Raw genomic sequence first — 20,710 nt, forward strand, 5'->3', positions numbered from 1 at the left:
ATTATTCGCTGTCTCTCAACATCTATAAATCACACCAAAACAGGCCGGCTTATATAAATTATTCGTAACGCAAAGCTTCCGCCGGCTCAATCTGTGCCGCTCGCCAGGCAGGAAATATCGTTGCCAGCAGGCTCATACAAATTGCCGCCGTTAACACCACCACTGCATCGCCAACACGGAATTCAGAAGGCAGGTAACTAACAAAGAAAACACGGGGATCAAATATCTTGGCGCCTACTACCGACTCAATCCAGCTCACCATTTCAGTCAGGTGCATCGCTATCACGATGCCTAAAACAGCACCGGCAAAAGCGCCGATAATGCCAATGGCACTGCCCTGAATCACAAATACCGCCATAATCTGACGGGAGGTCAGCCCCAATGTTCGCAACACTGCAATATCGGAGCGCTTATCCGCAACCATCAGTACTAATGCGGAGACAATATTGAATGCGGCCACGGCGACAATGATCATCAGCATCAACGTGACAACGGTCTTTTCCATTTTAACTGCCTGGAAAAGACTTCCCTGGGAATCCCCCCAATCTTCACCCTGAAAACCCTCGCCCAGCTCATTTGCATAAACAGAAACAAGCCCCAGCGCATTGTCCATATCGTCAAAGCGCAACTGCAGCCCCTGGACCTTACCCGTCATCCGGGTCAGGCGCGCAGCATCTTCAATATTGATCAGCGCGACATTCTGATCCACCTGCGCACCCACAGAGAAAACACCGGCGACCGTGAAACGCTTTGTTCTGGGGAATATACCGGCGGGGGTCACGCTGACTTCTGGCAGGGTCAGTATTACCGAATCTCCGGGAATCACATTGAGCTGATGGGCAAGGATTCGTCCCAGAACCACCCCGTAGCTGCGGGGCTCGAGCAAATCCAGGTTACCCATCACCATATGCTCACCGACGGTAGACACCTTGCGCAGCGCTTGCGGTTCCACACCTTGGAACTGGGCACCGTGACTGCTGCCATGAGCACTCAAAAGGGCGTAGCCATTCACAAAAGGGCTGGTCGCTTCGACATGTGGCTGAGCTTCCAACTGCCGTGCAGGTGTCTCCCAGTCCACAAGACCGCCTTCCCGCTCGACAAAGCCGTGAGGTACAACACTTAGTAGTCGAGTTTTAAGCTCACGATCGAAGCCGTTCATAACAGAAGCGACAACGATCAACGCAAAAACACCAAGGGCCATTCCCAGTAGAGAAAAGCCATTGATAAAGGAAATAAACTGCTGCCTGCGGCGGGCAGCCACGTAGCGCAGACCAATAAATAGGGGGACAGGTTTTAACATAGGGTCGATTTAAACGGAAAAACGTCAGGAAATCCAAAGATTTAGGCAAGTTTACCGAACGTTGTAAGTCTTGAGCTGGGCCTTCAGGCGCTTCAACGCCTCATCATCCCACTCCTCCGGCTCTGTAAGGGCGAGCCACGCCAAGGTGTATCCCCACGGGGTATACCGATGGCCAAAAGATAACGGAGCGAGCCCTACATTTAAGTCTGCCAGTAGCTGCAATCCGGTAACTAGAGGGTACCACTGGAGATCCGGCGATACATCAGGTCCTCTGGGATGGTTCAACCAGTCGGGCCTTTCCAGCGCCCAGCGCACACTAAAGAATACTATCGGGTCACTGGCGTGCTGCAAAAATGCAATCCTGAACTCACCCCATGGCTCACGACCAATATAGCCTCCGTACTGATTACCAAAGCGCACCACCTCCCCCCCTTTGAACTCTGGCAGCCAGGCGGGAGTGCCCGGATCTCGATTTCTGACAATCCGGCTCCACATGCCTACACCGAGGGGCGGCCCAGCCCAAAGGGCTCCATCAATTGGGTCATCGATAATGTCATAGAAGTCGAAGGAGTCTTCGGAAAGTTGAGCGCCAAGACTGAGGCCAAACAGGTAAACTCGGGGCCGCTCACCTTCTGGCAACTCAGCCCAGTAATCATAAATGACCTTAAATAGTGCTCGCGCCGACTCGAGCCCCTCAGAATCATCCGCCATCAGCGCTATCGGGCTGGATAAATAGGAATACTGCGCCGCAACAGTGGCGGTATTACCTCGATATAAAAACTCTAAAGAATTTACAGCACCGGGATCAACCCAGCCGGCGCCGGTTGGAGTTGCCACTAATAAGATCTCACGCCGGAATGCACCAACCCGCTTTAACTCCTCCAGCGCCAACTGAGCGCTCTTCATGGGCGTCACAGCACTATCAAGCCCAACGAAAACCCTGATGGGCTGTACTGCAGAACCTGCCACCTCTTTTATTTCTTCCTCTGTCGGCCCCAGCGTTAAGAACCGGCGCCCTTGATTGCCAATGTCATCCCACTTAATCAGCGAATTGGCGCCACCAGGAAGATTGGGGTCTGCCGGAGGGGGAATACTCTTCGCATAAGAATTATCTAGCCGCTGATAGGTCGATGAAATCACATGCAAACCTGCTTTCAACAGCACCCCATTAAAAACAGCCCAGTAAAGGAGCACAGCCGCCAACACACCCACAAGCATCGCCACTCGCTCGGGCACATGCTGCTCCACATAGCAAGCCACCAGGAGGACTATTCGCTGAAACCCTTTTCCCAGGCACCACAACACCAGGAACATAAGGAGAGATATTACAGCAATCGTAATAGGCTCAACGGATCCAACCTGCTCCATACCCATAAGGGCGCGGATAGAATTCTGCCACTTCACTCCCTGCCAGAGAGAAACAAGAAAAAGAAGGAGACATACGGCTAATACACTTCGATCAAATAGACGTCTTTGCCATGTGGAAATCGGCAGATTGGGGATACCCAGGTATTTCCAAAGCCAACTCAGAAAGACGCCGAAAACATAGCCGACAAAGAATGCGACGCCGCCCAGTATTCCCTGCATTACATCACTGCGAGGAATAAGGGATGGCGTAAGGGAGAGCGCAAAGCAGATAGAACCAATAAGAAGGCCGAGAATTGAAAAGGTATTAACCAGCCTCATTCTTGTCCGCTCGACAAGCCAAGCATAATTAACAGCCTAGCATAGGCGCTGATACAGCCAGCCAAGCCGTCTTCTGTTAAATCGCATCAAAATTCGAAGTAGTAGCGCTGCAAGAATTTAGTCATCAACTCATGGCACCTAACATTCCAAAGAGGCGCATTTATTTCTATTCTTGGCGCGAAAACGTGAAGAATAACAGGAGCATTGGCGGAAATTCTGTTTTAATGGGACGGCTAATGGAACATCTACATCGGAGAACAAAAAATGTTCAGCAGACTCCGCAGCGGATTGAATTGTCTCGCTGGCTCAATGGCTCTACTTCTTACTTTTGGCGCCCAGGCGACAACCATTGAAGTACCCGTAGGCACCCAGGGTGGGGAGCTCACCATTGAAGAAGTCCGTGGGCTTAAAAAACATGATGTGACCTCACGCCTAGGAGAACCCCTTGGTATTGAGGGGCCAATTGGCGAGCCCGCTATCACGCGCTGGGAATACGGCGAGTTCTACGTTTTCTTTGAACAGGACACCGTCCTACACACAGTAAAAAAACCCAGCGGCTGATCTAGCACATCCCGGCAGGCGCTCAACTGAAGCTGCCTGCCTCACCCAAAGTGAAGCACCCCACTCTAGCTGCAGCTGCAAGATAATTCAGCCCCGCCCTTTTGCTGATTCGGAAAATTTATATCACAGCAACCTGAATCAACCACCTCCAACCGGAGTTACAAGCCGTGCGCTATATCGCCATTCTGCTTTTTACATTAACCACTATTGCCCAGGCTGAAGTCACTCTGGTGGAAGTGATTAAGTCCGAAAACAAAATGCACTTGCTCGATGGCGACAAGGTTATAAAGAGCTACCATGTAGCCTTCGGCGGGCAACCCCAAGGACACAAGCAGCAGGAAGGCGATGAAAAAACCCCTGAGGGACACTACACGCTGGATTACAAAAAAGAAGACTCCTCTTATTATCGGGCAATGCATATCTCCTACCCCAATGCCGAAGACCGCGCTCAAGCTGAGGCTCGGGGAGTCTCGCCAGGTGGCTTCATTATGGTCCATGGCCAGCGCAATCGACTCGGCTGGCTCGCTCCAATCACCCAACGTTTTAACTGGACTGATGGTTGCATTGCCCTTACCAATGACGAGATGGATGAGTTTATGGCTCTCGTAAAAATCGGCACCCCCATTGCAATCCGCTGGTGAGACATCACCAATATAGAGGCCATAACAGCTCTTCAAAGTCCTTAGGGAGATTTTGAAGAGCTGCCCGATAGCCAAGGGACTGGATTTCCCCTCTACAACCAGTCAATATGCCCGCCGTAACTTCACCTTGGTGGGGTGGTCAACTTTTAGGCAAGCTGACAGAACACCACCTTCCGGACTAATGAGAAACCGATAGAAAATGACAGTAAAAGTCGAATCCGTAGATAGCCTATTGAAATCCAGCGGTCGCGAGGGCGAAGAAGTCCGCGTTCAAGGCTGGATCAGAACCCGCCGCGACTCCAAAGCCGGCCTCTCTTTCCTGGCCGTACATGACGGCAGCTGCTTTGATCCGATCCAGGTCGTTGCTGAGAATCACCTGCACAATTACCAATCAGAAGTGCAGCGCCTGACTACCGGCTGCGCGGTAGATATCCTCGGTACCATCAAACCATCCGAAGGCAAGGGTCAGTCTATCGAACTGCTCGCCACCGAAGTCCAGGTTGTCGGCTGGGTGGAAGACCCGGATACCTATCCCATGTCCCCCAAGCGCCACACTATGGAGCACTTGCGCGAACACGCTCACCTGCGCCCGCGCACCAATGTCAGTGGTGCCGTGGCCCGCGTACGTAACTGTATCGCACAAGCGATCCACCGTTTTTATCACGAGAACGGCTTCCTCTACGTGCACACCCCAATTCTCACCGCTTCTGACTGTGAAGGTGCTGGCGAGATGTTCCGGGTCAGCACCCTGGATATGGAGAATCTGCCGCGCACAGATAAAAGTGCGGTGGACTACAGCAAGGACTTCTTCGGCGAAGAGAGCTTCCTCACTGTATCCGGCCAGCTGAATGTTGAGAGCTACTGCCTGGCCATGTCCAAGGTGTACACCTTCGGCCCCACCTTCCGTGCAGAAAACTCCAATACCACGCGCCACCTGGCAGAGTTCTGGATGGTTGAGCCGGAAGTTGCCTTTGCAGACCTGGCAGATGTAGCCGATCTCTCCGAGCAAATGCTGAAGTATGTATCCAAGGCGGTACTGGAAGAGCGCGCCGATGATATGGCCTTCTTTGCCCAGCGCATCGACAAGGAGGCTATCAGCCGCCTGGAGAATATCATCGACAACGATTTCGCCCGCATCAACTACTCCGAAGCGATTGAAATCCTGGAAAGCTGCAAAGAGAAGTTCGAGTTCCCCGTATCCTGGGGTATTGATCTGGCCTCTGAGCATGAGCGTTACCTGGCAGAGAAGCACTTCAAAAAGCCAGTTATCGTGATGAACTATCCGAAGGATATTAAAGCCTTCTACATGCGCATGAACGACGATGGTAAAACTGTTGCCGCAATGGACGTTCTGGCACCGGGAATCGGCGAAATTATCGGCGGCGCCCAACGTGAAGAGCGTTTGGAAAAGCTCGATGAGCGTATGGATGAAATGAATGTACCCAAGGAACACCTGGACTGGTACCGCGACCTGCGCCGCTACGGTACAGTGCCTCATGCGGGCTTTGGCCTGGGCTTTGATCGCATCGTGTCCTACGTGACCGGCATGGGCAACATCCGCGATGTAATCCCCTTCCCGCGCACACCGAAGAACATCTCGTTCTAAATAAAAAGCCCCGCAACGCGGGGCTTTTTATTTCACATACCAATCTTCAAGCGCTCAGCCCAGTTGCTGCAGCAATGATGTCATCGCTCGCCTTTTCACTGATCATATAGACCGGCACCACAATGAAGAAACCGGGGATTCGGGGGAACACCGAAGCATCCACCACCCTTAAATTATTGGTGCCGTGAACCCGGAATTTACTGTCGACAACTGCCATAGGATCACTAGCAGGCCCCATTTTATTGGAACAGGAAGCGTGATGTCCCCAAGCTTGGTTCTTAACAAAATCGCCAATTTGCTGATCTGACTGAACCTCTTTACCGGGCAATAATTCCCTGGAGACCTGCTTGCTCACAATAGGGCCCGACATAATATCCCTGGAAATTTTTACCCCCTCAACAACTGCCTGAAGGTCTTCTCCCAGAGCATCATTACCCTCACCAAAATAGTGGAAGTTGATCTCCGGCGTGTCCCTGGGATCAGCAGATTGCAGGGTCACACGCCCGGCGGTATTGTTCGTATGGCCTTTCAGTACAATCCAGGAGAAACGGTCTTTGTAGTCCCGCAACGCCTGGGAGTACCCGGGAAAGTATCCGTGGAAATCGGAGGGCACTCCGAAAATAAACAAGTCGGGATCTTCCAGCTCCGGTTTGGAACGTTTGACCAGAGACAATACTGGACCATTTCCACTGTAGGGCCCCTGATTGAACCAACCATAGCGATAGCGATTTAAGCAGGGATCATTCCCCTCCCCCCAAGTACAATCTTTAAGAAGGGCAAGATCCTCACTCATCTCACTAACGATTCCGACCTCATAGCGATCCTGTAGGTTCTCTCCTACCCCAGGCAGATCTACCAGGGGCTCTATGCCGTGATCTCGGAGCTCATGGGCGGGACCAATTCCCGACAACTTGAGAAGTTGCGGGCTATTGAAGGCCCCTCCAGACAAGATAACCTCGCGACTTGCCCGCACTTGCCTCAAGACTCCGGCAGTACCGCTTTCATCATGGTAAGGGTCTGCCTTGTACAGGCTCGCCCCCTCTAAAAACTCCACCCCAACAGCAGTATTCCCCTCAAACAACACACGAGTTGCCAGTGAATTTGTACGAATATGAAGCAAGTTTGGATAAACTGACTGGGTATCTAAGAGGTATTCGCGCACACTGGTACGGCGGTTTCGACTATCTGCTGCCATAGGGGCGATAAAAGGCCCTTCCTGGCCACTGGCCACGTCCCAATGATTGATATCCAGGCGAAGATTGCCGCTGATAATTTTTTCCAAGGCCCCTTCGAGCCCATACTTGGCCAGCGCAGCCTGGGCAACTTTCAAGATCGCCGGGTCTTCCAGCAATAACGCGGGGTTGCCGCGATTCGTAGGCAGCCAACCATCAAAACCGTGGCGGGATGGGTTGGAGAAAATTGGGCGGGGCACATATTCACAACGCTCTAATCGCTCAAAATATCGCCGCATATTTGCGCTATCCCAGGAAATATCCCCTGTATCCCGAGCTATGCGGTCAAAGTCATTATTATGTGGATAGACCGTAATCAGTGCATGGTGCGTGGTACAACCACCGATAGTACTCGCCCGTGGGTAGAGGATTCCCTTCCCGGAGACATATTTTTCGTCCAGTTTCTGCTGATTGATATCCGCATAATGCTTGACAAAAAAGTCCCAGCTCAATTTGGGGTCTTCAGACGCAAAGGGGTGCCATGCTGGAATATTATGGGTGTCATCACTGGGGTCGTCAGCACCAGCTTCCAACACCAAAACAGAAAATCCCGCCTTTGCCAAATTTACCGCTAATGGCCCTCCACCCGCACCCGACCCAATAATCACGTAGTCATATTGATCATAGAAATTCCGATCCAACATTGAGAGAGCGGAAACCAATCCTGTTGAAGCCGCGCTGGCAGCAATACCCAGTTGCATCGCCCCTTTAGTAAAATTTCTACGGCTAATTTTTTTACTCGACACTTTTTTGTCAATCGAATCCTTCTCTTCCATAGTGCTTATCCATTTTTATGTTGTATCCGAGATAAGCATTATGCACGCCAGCTTTTGCAATTCTGTCTTACAGGGATTGCTTTAATCTAAAACTCGACCTACTTACCAGCGCCAGGATGTATCACATGCCTAAAAGATATATCGACGCAAGACTTCTTAAATGAAATTAAATAAACCTCTCCCATTCCACCTGAAGATCTCAGAAGAGAAGCACCTGTGAGGCATCAAATAAAAAGGCAAACGAGTTTTTAAGCTGACCAAAACCAGAATTCACGATTCAAAATTCAATCAACCAGATAAACCTTCAAGCACCACATCAAAAAGGAAATATAAATAAATTTGAATAACTGCAAGGAAGTTTATTATTTTAAGCATTACACCAACGCTTAAAATAATAAATTACCCAGTCCGGCAAGTAACAAACTCAACTCACAATGGCGGTTTTCGTGAATTTTCTACACAATCAGTCGCTGGAATATTCTTAGCCCCCTATTGAGAGCTTAAAACATTGCCCAAAGTATCAATCTGTCTATATGATGCAATCATCGAATTTGATTGCGGTTTTTGGAATAACAACTAGATTAATAAACACTAAAAAATAAAAGCGATCCGATTCAACCCAAAATGCTCAGGAGCATCGGGCACAAGTTTTAGTTGATGACCGTGAGAAGGAGATCAGAATGTCTGGAAAAGAGCTCTATATCACCTACGAAGAACTTCTAAAACTCGAGAGTTTTAGAAAACCTAACTCAACACCAAGAAAACCACAAAACATTGATACCACCCACCTTGATGATATCGAAGTAATCATTGCCAACGGCAAAGGAATTCAAGCTCTCGATAGAGAAGCTATCAACAAACTACCGCTAACAGGATGGGTTTGTAGATTTCCCGCCCACATTCACCCCCCCAAAGGGTTGAAACTCGTTCAAGTCAGCGAGCACCTATTGAATATTGCTCCGGCTAGAAATATGCCGTTGCAAAAATTTGAGGCTTTAGTCAAGGAACTCACTATCAGCGCCATCACAATCTTCAAGAAGCAAGGTCGAGCCGTCTGATATATGACCCTGATCACGGCCGACTGCAAAACGGTATGCTATTGAGCTGCCGTTTTGCTATCTCTCCACTAAGTACTTACCCCCTAGCCTATTAATTTCTGAAATGCGATTAGCTTCCTGATGTAAGCTCGCATTTCCGGAGTATCAAATTTCCCCTGATAACGATCAGGATCGTTGACTGAGCGCCCCTTAATACCTGGACAGCCGCCAAATCGTATTAGTGTGGAAAAAGCAGGCATTAACTGCAACTCCTCTACCGAAGCCTTGATTTCTAAATCCAAATGATCTGAGTACTCTTCAATATATCTGGAAACCGTCCCCATACCTGAAAGTGTTTGTGCACAAACCATATTCCCAACTGTCCCAAACTTGGGGAATCGATGAACTTCTTTAAAATCCACTTTATCAAAACTGGCCAATAGATTTTCCTTCAATACTAACTCGGCAAACTCCAGGTGCTCCCCCTTTTTGGGTTTCAAGCCTGTCACCTGGTAGTGGAGCGCCTCAAAGGGAACAAAAAGATTGCTCCACCCCTTTTCAATTTTTGAAATTGCATATTCCTTATAAGCAGCTTTTTCCTGATACTTATCGATAGTCTGAAAGATTGAAAGCGCCAGACCAACAACTGCCACCCCGGCTGCAACACCGCCTATCCTGGTTACCCTTTTCAGGCCAATTTGGGTTTCATCCCATGTCTTCCCATGAATTGCCAAAAGAGCCGCGATAGCTGTAAGTGCATGCCCTAAAATAGAAATAGTCAGATCCATAAGCTCTCCCAGAAAAAGCTCAAATTTCAATGTGCACTAAAAATCAAATCTTGGTATCACTATCTACCGATACCAGAAAATTTCAACACAGTAGATACACGCCACATTGCGAAAATCACCGCCAAACTATCTATTTTCATTAATGGGCAGGAACAAATAGAAAGATACACTTACTCAGAAAAGCTAATCAATAAGTTAAAATTACTATTTTTAGACTGGAGCCTTATAAGAAACCCAAAACAAAACAATCGTACCCATTTGAATTCACCTCATCGCACAGAATTAAATAGCAATATACGGAGCTTGTACTTTTCCTATGGATTTAATTAGAAAGTAGGCAGCGCAATAAGGGGCAAAGGTTGACTCACAAGATAGCGCTTTACTAACTATACTATTTAAGTCAAATCCCCTGACTCCATACAATTAATAAATTTAAAGGCCTATTATAACAACCGACCCCCAACTACCCGCCAAACATCTCCTTTGCGACCCAAAGGCTACTATTGGGAACCTTTTTAAAACTTGACCCTGAATAGCTAACTACTATAACTATTCACAAGGTTGTATAACACGCAGCATCTACTGACCAACTGGTATCCATATGATACATCTATTTATGCACGCGAATGTTAAGGACTTCAACGAATGGCACAGAGTGCTAGAAGAGTTTATGCCTATAGTGAAGCAAATGGGCGCTACAGCTACATCTGTATACCGAGAAATTGACAACCATCACAATGTAACAGTGATCCATGAGTTTCCTTCGAAGGAGCATGCTATCAAGTTTGTCAATAGTAGTGAGCTTGAAAAATCTAGAAAAAAGGCTGGCGTGCTTGTAACTCCAAAAATTTGGTATACAGAAAAATTATAATTATTCCTTATTATGGCATAAAAATTTATAAAGCGATCTTCACCCCCAATAGGCCTATCCATTCAAGGGGTGTATCTTGATCAATGGCTCTTCCTTTATAAATAAGCTGACTCTAGAGTATCCCTCCACTAACAGTACCCATATAACAATACTGATAATCCCTACCTTTAAAGTAACTTCATATACTTGACTGGCACATGATCAACCAGCCACACATTATTAGCAGAGCGATAAAAATCAAAACCATCTCGATGCATGGATTTAGCCTCCACCCTTAACAGTACGGGCTTGCCATACCTGGCCCCAACAGATCGAGCAACTGCCTCGGATTCTGACAGGTGAACATGATGCCTTTGCATTTTCTTCAGTCCTTGCGCGAGGATATCTTCAACAAAACGCTCTGCAGTACCATGGAGAAGCGCACCTGGTGGCTCAAGGGGGCTTAAATGTAAATTAATATCTACAGAATGTCCCTGATTGGCTCTGATAGAAAGACCATCATCACTTATAGAAAACCGCTGCTTATCATTGGTTTCCACAACGACAGAAACCAAATCCCTGTTTAGCTCAAAGTCTACAGTTTTCTGAATCAACTCATCAACTGCCACCCATCCATTCTCATCCATAAACAAGCCGATGGCTTCAGGCTTATGCCTGAGCAGGTAGCTGAAGTATTTTGATATCCTACTCAGCTCTCTACTGAATTCAGTATCTCTATTCAATTCTAATATTCCACAACTAAGAATATAACTCGAAATTTTATGATGGGACATTCACCTTGGCGAAAATGTACTCATCAAAATAAATACCCCCTTTTTTTACTGAGCAGCTTAAAGTCCCTTCATGCTTATACCCCGCCTTCTGTAAAACCTTCATTGATCCGACATTTCCAGAAAAGACAGAGGCATAAAGCCTGACAATATTTTGTGAAGAAAAAATCTCACGAGTAAACTGAGTCAAAGCAATAGTAGCAATTCCTCTCCCCCAAAATTCTCGCGCAACCCAATATCCAACCTCACCGGAGTGAGAATGCTCAAACAGCTGCTCGCGCATACTTATAATCCCGCAAAAGGCCCCTCTGTACTCTATTGCCTTTACAACCCCATCCTTCCCACAACCTTTATCAACCCACCAAGCCGCATCTTCCAATGTATAAGGGTGAGGAATTCTCGATGACAAATACTTAAGCACTGACTCATCATTTAAGTACTCAACCAGTAGTGCTTCATCACTCTTTTCAATGTTTCTTAATTCAATCATTCGGACAAACCATCAATTCCTTAACCTATTACTGACACCCTTTCAATGAAAATCAATGCTTTGTTGAAAGCTAGGGTTCTCAGCTATCAACTATTCCTGCCTACCCTCTAATCGGCACAATAGCTTTTTAGCTTCCTGCGACTGCTTCACATTTATTACTACATCTCAAAAATGACAGCCATTATCAATTATAATCGACCCTATTTGTACGGAATTCTATCAATATGTACCCTCAACAACTCAACTTGGCAGTATGGGCCTCACTAGCCCCTGCTGCGTTGGTGTCTGCCCAGGAAGTAACTCAAACGGTAGAAGAAGTTGAAGTTATTGGTAGAGCCCAACAATTTTATCTGGACTCTCATACACAAGTTGGAACTAAAGTAGACGCAGACTTATTAAATATTGCGATGTCTGCTCAGGTACTAAGTGAACAGCTTATTGAAGACCAGGCTGCCCGCGATATCACTGACTTGTACCGCTCCATCGCAGGAGTTAGTGAATTCAGCTATTCCGGAGTCACATTTCGGGGATTTCGAGACAATAAAAATATATTTTACGATGGAGTCCGCGGCGATCCCTATTCAGGGTTTAGTGTTCCTCAAGTATCAAATGTAGCGCGCATCGAGGTACTAAAAGGGCCATCCTCCGCCCTCTATGGCAGCGGTGAGCCCGGAGGGATGATTAACTACACCTCCAAGAGGCCAACCTTCGATGAGCGTCGTGAATTAACAGTCACCTCCGGAAGCGAATCGCTAAAAGGAGCTTCTATCGAGCTAACAGGCGGTGTAATTGGAAATATCGCCTATCGTTTAGGAGTCTTCTATGAATCTCAAGATAGCTTTCGCAATAATGCGAACAGCGAGAACATTGAACTTGCCGGGGGACTACTATTTGACCTCTCAGCAGACACTCACCTGACGACCACCTTCAAGCACATAGAACAAAACCTAGGCGGTAACCGCTTGCGCGGCGTACCCGTTAATGATGACGGCAAATTCCTGGTAGATCCTTCCTACAACACCAACGAAAAATCTGATTATCAAAACCTAAAAGCCTTGGTTCTTCGAACTAAAGTCAAGCATAAGGTGACAGATAGCCTGAACTTTAACGCAACAGTGCGTTACATGGAAAATGAAAGGGAGCAGGCTTATCACGAATCACGCGGTTGGGTAGACATCAATGGTGATGGAATGGCCAATGCTGAAGATGGAACCATCCGCCGTGAGTACCGCGATCAGTACCGGGCAAATGAAGAGCTGAGCCTTACTTTGGACTTTGTGTATGACACAGACATTTCAGGTATGAATCATCAGATTTTGCTTGGTGGTGACTATCATGATGTTGATACAAAATATGACTATTGGCGAACGCGCCCTGGAGCAGACGGTGTTACAAACCTCAACATCTACGAACTCAACTACGGGATAACTGACCCGTCAACTTACAACCTTATCAATATGAATAAGGATGGTACGGCCAGCATCCGTACCAGCATTTATATCCAGGACACTGTGGAATTGACCAATCAGTGGTTCTGGATGATAGGTGCGCGCCTTGATCAGTTCGACGAAACTGAAAAAGAAAGCGGCAATAGCTACAAAGATAATGATGCAAGCTACCGTACAGGCATCACTTATAAGCCCGTAGATACACTATCCCTCTATGCAAATTACTCCCAGAGCTTTAATCCGGTGAGCGCAGACGACTTTGAGGGCGGCGCCGAGGAGCTTGAACCCAGTACTGGCAGTCAAGTGGAGATTGGTGTGAAGAAGGAATGGCTGGATGGGCGTATCCTGACCACTCTAGCCTTCTATCAGATAAAAAAAGCAAATATGGCCCAAAGTAACCCCGCCTATATCAGTGCCGATGAGACCCCGAATGAAGCCGAAATTATCAACCTCGGGCAGGTTCAAAGTGGTGGAAGCGAGTTCACCTTAGTCGGTGATATAACTGAGAGACTCAGCATAACAGCTAATTATGCGTACAACGATACGTATATCGCTGAGGGTGACTCACGCAATGTGTCAGACTCAGGTCAGTTCGTAAATGCACCCAAGCACCAAGCAGGCTTGTGGGCCCGCTATGACCTCAGTATATGGGACTCAGCATTTGCCATTGGTGCCGACTATGTGAGCGATCAAATAAGCTTCGATGATCAAAAAGTAAAGGCCTACACTGTACTCGATGCCAGCTGGGCAACTCGCTGGGATGATATTCAGCTGAGTATCAACGTGAAAAACCTTTTGAATAAAACGTATGCAGTGAGCGGTTTTAATGAGCGGCAAGGACATTTTCCCGGCCAACCACGAGAGCTAATCGTCCAGCTTTCCTATGACTTTTAGCGACCTAGCAATTTATCGTCAGCGGATTTCCACTGGCGATATCATCTTGTTCTATACGGGAAGGAAGTTCTTTGACGATACACTCACCAATATATCCCCGCAGACTTACCCACCTGTTCAGCTCTTCTTCTAAACTTAGATATTATGAAAACGACACTGATCCCCCAGATTGAATTTCTATTAGCAAATATTCAATCCGAGGTTGCACCTTCAATCAAGACGAGTACAGACCGTATAAATTTCGATCGAATAACCTCTCCATGACGCTATACAGACAGCAAACTCCTATTAATCAAGTTGGTATTCAAAGTCGTAGTAATGAACTCCACCATCCACCTGAATAGACATTTTCCCAGAGAGTCCCACTAGTTCTCCAGTGCCAGAATCAGGCACAACTTCTAAAATAAGGAAGTCCTCTCCTTTCTTCATAGTCCCAAAGTGCTGTAAAACAAACGTGCCTCGCTTACCACCTAAAGTACCGGCAACTTGCTCTATAGCTACATACCCCGCAGATCCTTTTACGGGAGTCATTGCACTTAACATTTCCCCTCGACTTTCTCCTGAAAGATCACCGTAAAAGACTTTATTAATTGACATACGCCCCAAGCTGTTTCCTTCACTGCCTTTCGCATACGGATCCATCGGCTTTACAGTAACCTCGAACTTTCCTGAAATTTTCATATTTGCTCCTTTGCGAATCTAGATTGAAGTAGTACGTGTCTGGCTTTACCAGTAACAACTTAGGCTCTAAGAGAGTCTTAAGTGCTACTAATCGGTTTTCCATTTTAATATACAAGACTGTATATTTATACACACAAGATGGCAAAGTAAGTGACTATGGACTGAGATATTTATGAAGGTGCGCAATTAACACTCAAAATTACTAATGTCCACCAAACTGTTAAGAGACATAAGCGAGAAATATTGGAACTTACCGAGGCAGCATGGGCTTTTAGCACTTCCAATCTCCCCGAGAAGATAGTTCATTTTTATTTGGGGCCAGGTGGAAATACGCTTGTCAATTCTACAGAGAGGGAAATTAAAGAAATCGCTAAAGCGGGATTACAAGAGTCCAGTGGAGCAAAGCCGAAATGACGATGCCCCTAAAACCATTTTGGAGGCTATGAGTTATTTTTTCTACACTAATATTGGCAAAACGATAGACCGTAGATCTGTGGATTGACTAGCCCAAAACACTCTCTGCCTAACTTATTAGCACCATTATTAGGTGTAATAAGCTAGGCATATCCTAGGAAACTAGCTTCCCTTCACATAAAACGATCAACTACTTGGCGCAGTTACCATAGGCGCCGGTACTAATACGTCTTCGCCATCACTCTCTTCTTGAGGTTCAGTAAACCCAAAGTCCTCCAGTATTCCGTAGAGCGCCGGTAGCACCAGAAGGATCAGAATAGTAGAACTGCTGATACCAAATACAATACTGGTAACAAGCGGCACCAACACCTGTGCCTGCAGACTGGTTTCAAATAGCAGTGGCAACAGACCGACAATTGTGGTCAGCGAGGTAAGGAAGATTGCTCGGAAACGATCGCGACTGGCCTGACTTGCCGCGCTATGTACATCCATTCCTTCACGCACTCGCCGCTTCACAAACTCCACTAGCAAAATTGAGTCATTGACCACAATTCCGGCGAGAGAGACAAAACCCATCATACTGGGCATAGACATATTCTGGCCCATGATCAGATGCCCCCAAATAACACCAATCAGTGCCAGGGGAATAGCCACCAATACAATCAGAGGCTCCACGTAGCTACGGAACTGCATGGATAGGAGAAGGTAGATACCAATGGCACCTATTAACAGGGCCCGACCAATGGACTTACCGGTAACCTCACTATTTTTTATTTCCCCTTGCATATCAACGCGCAATCCTGGGAACTCACGGGTAAGCTCAGACAGGAACTTCTCCTGGGTATCGCCAAGTACCTGTCCAGCATTCGCTTTCTCTGTGAAAACATCAGCAAACACACTCACTACCCGCTCACCGTCAATACGTTGAATACGCGCATACTCCCGATTCATTTCTATATCGGCAACGGCAATCAGCGGAACACGTTGCTTGGTAGCAGGATGGATAATGACCAATTCATCGAAACGGCTCAGCGCTCCGCGGGAATCTGCATCCATACGAACCTGTATCTCGTAGGTCTCCCCCCGATATTGAATTTCATCTATCTCCATCCCCTGGTAAGCAGCTCGCAACTGATTGGCGACATTGCTGGCATCCAGGCCAGAGGCATAGGCGCCTTCACGCATTTTGACAGTGAGTTGTGGCTTGCCGGGACGCAAGTCATCCACCACATTCACAACGCCGTCGTATCCACGCAACCAATTCTGCAAGCGAATGGACGCTGCCTTTAGTTGATCAAGCTCCAAACCGGCAAGGCGCAAGTGGATAGCACGGCCGGCAGGGCCTAAGGCCGGTTCTTTGTAAAGAATAGCGATTGCCCCTGGTGTGTCGCCGGCGGCCTCACGCCAAGCATGGCGCAATTCATCCATGCTGGTATTGCGGCCTTCAGCGGCAAGCAGATCGACATTAATTGTGGCCACATGGGGCCCCGATTCAAAGGCATCTCCGTTAACACCAAAAGTGACACTCGTATGGTTTACCAAAGGTGCTCTTTCATTTTCAGAAAACTCTGAGGCAACTTGATCCAACGTCTTCAACTGCTTATCGACTAATTTCTCCATATCGACCAAAGAAGTGCCTTGAGGCATTAAGATCCGAGCTTGCAATAAATCGCCCTCCAAGGTGGGAAACCCCTGAAACTTGACGATCCCCGATGTCATCAAACTAATAGTGACCAGGAACAAGCCAAATACACCCCCGACAAAGGCATAGCGATATTTAACAGCCCAATCTGCTGCGCGCCCCATATTTTCTCGCCAACCATCAAAACGTTTGGCAAAAGCCTGCTTCCAGGCCGGGGTGCGACTTTTATGCTCAAGGGCATGACGCAAGTGTGCCGGCAAAATCAGGAAAGCCTCGATCAGACTAATGAGCAATACAGAAATCAATACAATGGGGAGCACCTTGAGGACCTGCCCCATATCCCCCTTAATAAAGACCAGTCCTCCAAACACCATTACCGTAGTTGCGAATGAAGACAGTACTCCACGAGCCACTCGCTTGGTGCCATTGATAACCGCTTCCAACGGCGACCTTCCCTCACGGTGTTCACTGGCAATACTCTCCGATAACACTATGGCGTCATCCATCAGGATACCAATGGCAATCAGCAGTCCTACCAGACTGATCATATTAATGGACACGCCCATGGCCGTGATCAGTGCAAACGAACCCAGGAATGAAACCGGCAAGCCCATGACCACCCAAAAGACGTAGCGGCCACTGAAAAACAGATAGAGAGCCAGCGCTACCAAAATCAGGCCCTGCCAGGCGTTAGCCATAATCATCTGCAAGCGATCCGCAACGATAGAGGCGCTGTCCTGGGTTAGCGTGAGTTTCATACCCTCAGGCAGATTTTCATTTTCACGGTCGACAAAGTCCCGTACGGCTTCAAGCACACGCAAGCTATCATCCACACTATTCTTCTCGACATTGAGAAGCGCTGCACGATGACCGTCAAAAGTAATTTTGTCTTCAGCCAGCTCAAAGTCATCGTAAATTTTTGCAATATCCCCAAGTCGAACTTCCGCTCCATCACCACCTTTAATCACCACCAGGTTTTCCAATTCTGCAACCGTGCGGCGCTCTTCGGTAAAACGCACCTGGTATTCTCGATCCGGCGTGGATACCTTGCCGGCGGGCATGTCGATCGCTTGCTGGTCAATAATATTGGCCAGGTCCATCACGCTGAGTCCGTACTGGCGCAAGTTATAATCTGAAACTTCAATCTGAAGCTGGTGGTCAGAAAAACCGGAAATGCGCACAATAGGAATAGCGGGATCGCGGAGTAATTCGCGGCGGTAGTGCTCCGCCAGCTGGTTTAATTGGGGCAAAGGAAGGTCAGCACTGATAGCAATACTAACCACCCCCTGAGTGCGGCCCAGTTCTTCGATCACCGGGCGCTCGCTTTCTGCAGGAAGCGAATCGATACTGTCTACTGCGGACTCCACATCAGCAACAAACTGGTCCATATCACCCGCTTCTTGCATCTTGAGGGTCATCAGGCCCAAATTATCTTTTGCCTCACACAATCGCTCATCAATAAAGCTGATTCCATCGGTGGCCTCCTCTAAGGGAAGACAAATACTATCTTCCACTTCGGCTGCCGCAGCGCCGGCATAAGGTACCGAAACCTGAACCTCAAACTTATCGATTTCCGGCATCGTTTCACGCTTCATGCTGGGCAGAACAAAAAGCCCGCTTAGCATCAGCGCAACCATCAATAAATTGGCCGCCGTTGGGTGACCGGCAAAATAACGTATCACTGCTGGGTACCTCTAGCACTCGCCGCAACGGATTGCTCATCACTGACGACGGAAACTGCCATTCCATTAATCGCAGGAATTACATCAGTCACAATAACCTGCTCACCGGGATTCAACCCCTCGCGGATCACAGTGGTGTCGCCTTGGTGGTAGTCAATCTGTACAGGGCGCACTCTTAGTTGACCATTTTGTACCAGATAAACCTTGCCTTCATGGAGGGCGCGGCGGGGTATAGCGAGTGCTGGTGCGGCGGGAGCCAATAACTCTACACGGGCATACATACCGCGAAATAGCGGTGGTTTTTCACCGGTCACCGCTTTGCCATAGGGGTCATCCACAGCTACAACAACCGAGAGTGTTCGACTGGTGCTATCCAGGGTTCCACCCAAGCGCACTACCCTCCCCTGCCACTCACTATTCCCCGGGCCACCCACCAGGGTGATCCGAGCTTCCAGCCCCAACAGCATCTTGGGTAGATCATCAGGAGTCGGATTGGAAGCGATGCCAGGCCTTAAATTGCGCAAAAGTGGAGCCACATGAACCATAGGAAGCTCTGCTGCAATTTCTACTTGGGCAAGGCCGCTTGCATCAAATAAACGGGCATTGCCAGCAACATATTGGTTTTCTTCAACATGAACTTCGCCAATACGAGCATTAAATGGCAGGATCACCTGGGTGCGCTCCAGATTGTATTTACTGTCCCGTACCTGAGCTTCTGAGCGAGCTATCTGGGCTTCAATCACTTTGCGGCGGGTCGGGAAAAGGGAAAGCTGGCTGCTCTGGTTCTGCACTTCCTGGCGCAAGCGCAGCATATTTTGTTCTTCAGTATCTACGGTCGAGCGGGAGACGGTTCCCTTAGCAACTAACTTTTGTTTGCGAGCGAGTTCTTTCTCACCCAATTTGAGAGTGCGCTCGGCGATGTCCAAAGAGCGTTTACTATTGGCTTCTTCCACATCCAGCTCTTGCAAATTAGCGCGATTTGCAGCCAAGTCACTTTCAGCCTGCGCCAGGGCAAGCCGGTAGCTGGTATCATCGATCTTCAACACCAGTGTACCGGCAGAGATAATATTTCCCCGCTCCAATTCCGGAGCTGTATACACCACCCTACCACTGACTTCTGCATTGGCTTCCAGGAAAGTACTGGGTTTCACCTCACCATATGCAATAGCTTGAGCTCGCAGCGGTAACTCCTGCACTTTAATTGCGTCTACCACCGTTATAGGAGCCTCAATAGCATCGTGTTTAGGCTCACCTTTAGTGACGACCAATGCCATAGATATAAACACCCCCGCCGCTATCAAAGCTGGTAATGCCAGCCGGCGATTCATCAGTGCTTTCATATGAGTCTTAATTTCCATTGCCGACTTCCTCGCCTTTGGTCACAGATTTATTGGAAACGCCACGGAGTAAGAGTTGAACGGTATGGTTAATCCATCTCTCCCGGTTTTCCTCCCCCAGAGCAAAGCCAAACCCCTCCTTCAAGGGGTCGCCAGCGATGAAGGGAAAGGCAATCAGACTGATAAAAGAGACTGGCATCAGGTCAATATCCAGGTCCTCTCGCAACTGGCCGCTGGATTGGAGAATTCCCAGCAACCCGCGCAGCTTTGGCACCAGTTGTGAGGCTAACCTGTCAACAAAGAGTTCGCGCATTCGACCAGATTTGGAAGCCACTTCATCAGCAATCAGGCGCGGAATCCAGGGCTCCTTGATGTATAGGCGTATCATTCGACTCATTGCTTCTTTCAGCAACTCTAAAGAGGGCTCCCCTCCATCCAGCCCTGCACTGACGAACGCGGGGCCATACTGCATGATTTGGCTCCGAACCACCTCGATAATTAGCCCCTCCTTGCCGCCAAAGTGGTAACTGATCATCGCAGAATTCACCCCTGCTCCCTGAGCAATCTCCCGAATGGAAATATCACGGAAGGCCTTATTCCGAAGTAGAGAGTAGGCTGACTGCATGAGCGCTTCGCGCACCTGGGATTCACGCTCAGGATCTTTTGGGCGCCCGCGGCCTCGAGCGGATGGATTGTCAGTCACAGGCATTTATCCTTAATTAATCAGTTGATTAATTAAATAGGAATTACACCCATGCAACAACCCCAAAATCCGACCAGACAGTCAGGTTGTGCCGGGTTAATTTCTGATTCACAAGCTAAACATCTCGGGACGCAATACGTGCCAATGATCA

The 20,710-nt window shown here is 48.1% G+C and carries 16 protein-coding genes; 6 read left to right on the plus strand and 10 right to left on the minus strand.

Annotated elements, in window-relative coordinates; genetic code table 11:
• Nucleotides 1-58: 58 nt before the first annotated feature.
• Nucleotides 59-1,300: a lipoprotein-releasing ABC transporter permease subunit gene (locus ACJJIY_RS17120; RefSeq protein WP_445358460.1), complete on the minus strand. Its 1,242-nt coding sequence runs from the start codon at nucleotides 1,298-1,300 to the stop codon at nucleotides 59-61.
• A gap of 51 nt (nucleotides 1,301-1,351) precedes the next feature.
• A complete protein-coding gene (locus ACJJIY_RS17125; RefSeq protein ID WP_445358461.1) occupies nucleotides 1,352-2,986 on the minus strand; it encodes an alpha/beta hydrolase in 1,635 nt (544 codons plus the stop codon).
• Nucleotides 2,987-3,250: 264 nt separating this feature from the next.
• Here ACJJIY_RS17125 and ACJJIY_RS17130 point away from each other — a divergent pair, with 264 nt between their 5' ends.
• The 3 genes from ACJJIY_RS17130 to asnS all read left to right on the plus strand — a co-directional run bounded on the left by ACJJIY_RS17130 (nucleotide 3,251) and on the right by asnS (nucleotide 5,794).
• Nucleotides 3,251-3,547 (plus strand): hypothetical protein, encoded by a 297-nt coding sequence (locus ACJJIY_RS17130; protein ID WP_282932628.1) that lies wholly within the window; start codon nucleotides 3,251-3,253, stop codon nucleotides 3,545-3,547.
• Nucleotides 3,548-3,714: 167 nt separating this feature from the next.
• Nucleotides 3,715-4,188: a L,D-transpeptidase family protein gene (locus ACJJIY_RS17135; RefSeq protein WP_444941876.1), complete on the plus strand. Its 474-nt coding sequence runs from the start codon at nucleotides 3,715-3,717 to the stop codon at nucleotides 4,186-4,188.
• A 199-nt stretch (nucleotides 4,189-4,387) separates the two neighbouring features.
• Nucleotides 4,388-5,794: an asparagine--tRNA ligase gene (asnS, locus tag ACJJIY_RS17140; RefSeq protein WP_445358462.1), complete on the plus strand. Its 1,407-nt coding sequence runs from the start codon at nucleotides 4,388-4,390 to the stop codon at nucleotides 5,792-5,794.
• Between the two features lie 46 nt (nucleotides 5,795-5,840).
• Here the strand turns inward: asnS and ACJJIY_RS17145 are convergent, their stop codons facing one another.
• Nucleotides 5,841-7,802 (minus strand): GMC family oxidoreductase, encoded by a 1,962-nt coding sequence (locus ACJJIY_RS17145; protein WP_445358463.1) that lies wholly within the window; start codon nucleotides 7,800-7,802, stop codon nucleotides 5,841-5,843.
• 680 nt (nucleotides 7,803-8,482) lie between these two features.
• Between ACJJIY_RS17145 and ACJJIY_RS17150 the strand changes: the two genes are divergently transcribed.
• Nucleotides 8,483-8,860 (plus strand): hypothetical protein, encoded by a 378-nt coding sequence (locus ACJJIY_RS17150; RefSeq protein ID WP_413665631.1) that lies wholly within the window; start codon nucleotides 8,483-8,485, stop codon nucleotides 8,858-8,860.
• A gap of 83 nt (nucleotides 8,861-8,943) precedes the next feature.
• Here ACJJIY_RS17150 and ACJJIY_RS17155 read toward each other — a convergent pair whose 3' ends face one another.
• The gene (locus tag ACJJIY_RS17155; protein ID WP_444941879.1) at nucleotides 8,944-9,627 is read right to left on the minus strand and encodes a hypothetical protein; all 684 of its coding nucleotides are present in this window, start codon (nucleotides 9,625-9,627) and stop codon (nucleotides 8,944-8,946) included.
• 655 nt (nucleotides 9,628-10,282) lie between these two features.
• On the opposite strand from ACJJIY_RS17155, the gene ACJJIY_RS17160 reads away from it, so the two are divergent.
• The gene (locus ACJJIY_RS17160) at nucleotides 10,283-10,498 is read left to right on the plus strand and encodes a DUF1330 domain-containing protein (RefSeq protein WP_445358464.1); all 216 of its coding nucleotides are present in this window, start codon (nucleotides 10,283-10,285) and stop codon (nucleotides 10,496-10,498) included.
• Nucleotides 10,499-10,665: 167 nt separating this feature from the next.
• Here ACJJIY_RS17160 and ACJJIY_RS17165 read toward each other — a convergent pair whose 3' ends face one another.
• Together ACJJIY_RS17165 and ACJJIY_RS17170 are read right to left on the minus strand one after the other, a co-directional pair.
• Nucleotides 10,666-11,220 carry an RNA 2'-phosphotransferase gene (locus ACJJIY_RS17165; RefSeq protein ID WP_444905401.1) on the minus strand — a complete coding sequence of 185 codons (555 nt, stop codon included), beginning with the start codon at nucleotides 11,218-11,220 and terminating at the stop codon, nucleotides 10,666-10,668.
• A 37-nt stretch (nucleotides 11,221-11,257) separates the two neighbouring features.
• Complete coding sequence (locus tag ACJJIY_RS17170; protein ID WP_445358465.1) at nucleotides 11,258-11,758, minus strand: GNAT family N-acetyltransferase; 501 nt, start codon at nucleotides 11,756-11,758, stop codon at nucleotides 11,258-11,260.
• A 224-nt stretch (nucleotides 11,759-11,982) separates the two neighbouring features.
• Here ACJJIY_RS17170 and ACJJIY_RS17175 point away from each other — a divergent pair, with 224 nt between their 5' ends.
• Nucleotides 11,983-14,100 (plus strand): TonB-dependent siderophore receptor, encoded by a 2,118-nt coding sequence (locus tag ACJJIY_RS17175; RefSeq protein ID WP_445358466.1) that lies wholly within the window; start codon nucleotides 11,983-11,985, stop codon nucleotides 14,098-14,100.
• A gap of 288 nt (nucleotides 14,101-14,388) precedes the next feature.
• On the opposite strand, the gene ACJJIY_RS17180 is transcribed toward ACJJIY_RS17175, so the two are convergent.
• From ACJJIY_RS17180 to ACJJIY_RS17195, 4 genes are all read right to left on the minus strand, one after another.
• Nucleotides 14,389-14,781 carry a DUF3224 domain-containing protein gene (locus ACJJIY_RS17180; protein ID WP_413665625.1) on the minus strand — a complete coding sequence of 131 codons (393 nt, stop codon included), beginning with the start codon at nucleotides 14,779-14,781 and terminating at the stop codon, nucleotides 14,389-14,391.
• 600 nt (nucleotides 14,782-15,381) lie between these two features.
• A complete protein-coding gene (locus ACJJIY_RS17185; protein ID WP_445358467.1) occupies nucleotides 15,382-18,519 on the minus strand; it encodes an efflux RND transporter permease subunit in 3,138 nt (1,045 codons plus the stop codon).
• Entirely contained in the window at nucleotides 18,516-19,877 is a 1,362-nt protein-coding gene (locus tag ACJJIY_RS17190) for an efflux RND transporter periplasmic adaptor subunit (protein WP_445358468.1), read from the minus strand. Before ACJJIY_RS17190 ends, ACJJIY_RS17185 begins: the two co-directional genes overlap by 4 nt.
• A complete protein-coding gene (locus tag ACJJIY_RS17195; RefSeq protein WP_445358469.1) occupies nucleotides 19,867-20,559 on the minus strand; it encodes a TetR/AcrR family transcriptional regulator in 693 nt (230 codons plus the stop codon). Before ACJJIY_RS17195 ends, ACJJIY_RS17190 begins: the two co-directional genes overlap by 11 nt.
• Nucleotides 20,560-20,710: the final 151 nt, after the last annotated feature.

Source organism: Microbulbifer maximicatervae (SeqCode), from assembly GCF_052468155.1.

Coding starts and splice junctions, on each gene's coding strand:
- ACJJIY_RS17120 (WP_445358460.1), bottom strand. CDS start 1,300: ATGTTAAAACCTGTCCCCCTATTTATTGGTCTGCGCTACGTGGCTGCC.
- ACJJIY_RS17125 (WP_445358461.1), bottom strand. CDS start 2,986: ATGAGGCTGGTTAATACCTTTTCAATTCTCGGCCTTCTTATTGGTTCT.
- ACJJIY_RS17130 (WP_282932628.1), top strand. CDS start 3,251: ATGTTCAGCAGACTCCGCAGCGGATTGAATTGTCTCGCTGGCTCAATG.
- asnS (WP_445358462.1), top strand. CDS start 4,388: ATGACAGTAAAAGTCGAATCCGTAGATAGCCTATTGAAATCCAGCGGT.
- ACJJIY_RS17145 (WP_445358463.1), bottom strand. CDS start 7,802: ATGGAAGAGAAGGATTCGATTGACAAAAAAGTGTCGAGTAAAAAAATT.
- ACJJIY_RS17150 (WP_413665631.1), top strand. CDS start 8,483: ATGTCTGGAAAAGAGCTCTATATCACCTACGAAGAACTTCTAAAACTC.
- ACJJIY_RS17155 (WP_444941879.1), bottom strand. CDS start 9,627: ATGGATCTGACTATTTCTATTTTAGGGCATGCACTTACAGCTATCGCG.
- ACJJIY_RS17170 (WP_445358465.1), bottom strand. CDS start 11,758: ATGATTGAATTAAGAAACATTGAAAAGAGTGATGAAGCACTACTGGTT.
- ACJJIY_RS17175 (WP_445358466.1), top strand. CDS start 11,983: ATGTACCCTCAACAACTCAACTTGGCAGTATGGGCCTCACTAGCCCCT.
- ACJJIY_RS17180 (WP_413665625.1), bottom strand. CDS start 14,781: ATGAAAATTTCAGGAAAGTTCGAGGTTACTGTAAAGCCGATGGATCCG.
- ACJJIY_RS17190 (WP_445358468.1), bottom strand. CDS start 19,877: ATGGAAATTAAGACTCATATGAAAGCACTGATGAATCGCCGGCTGGCA.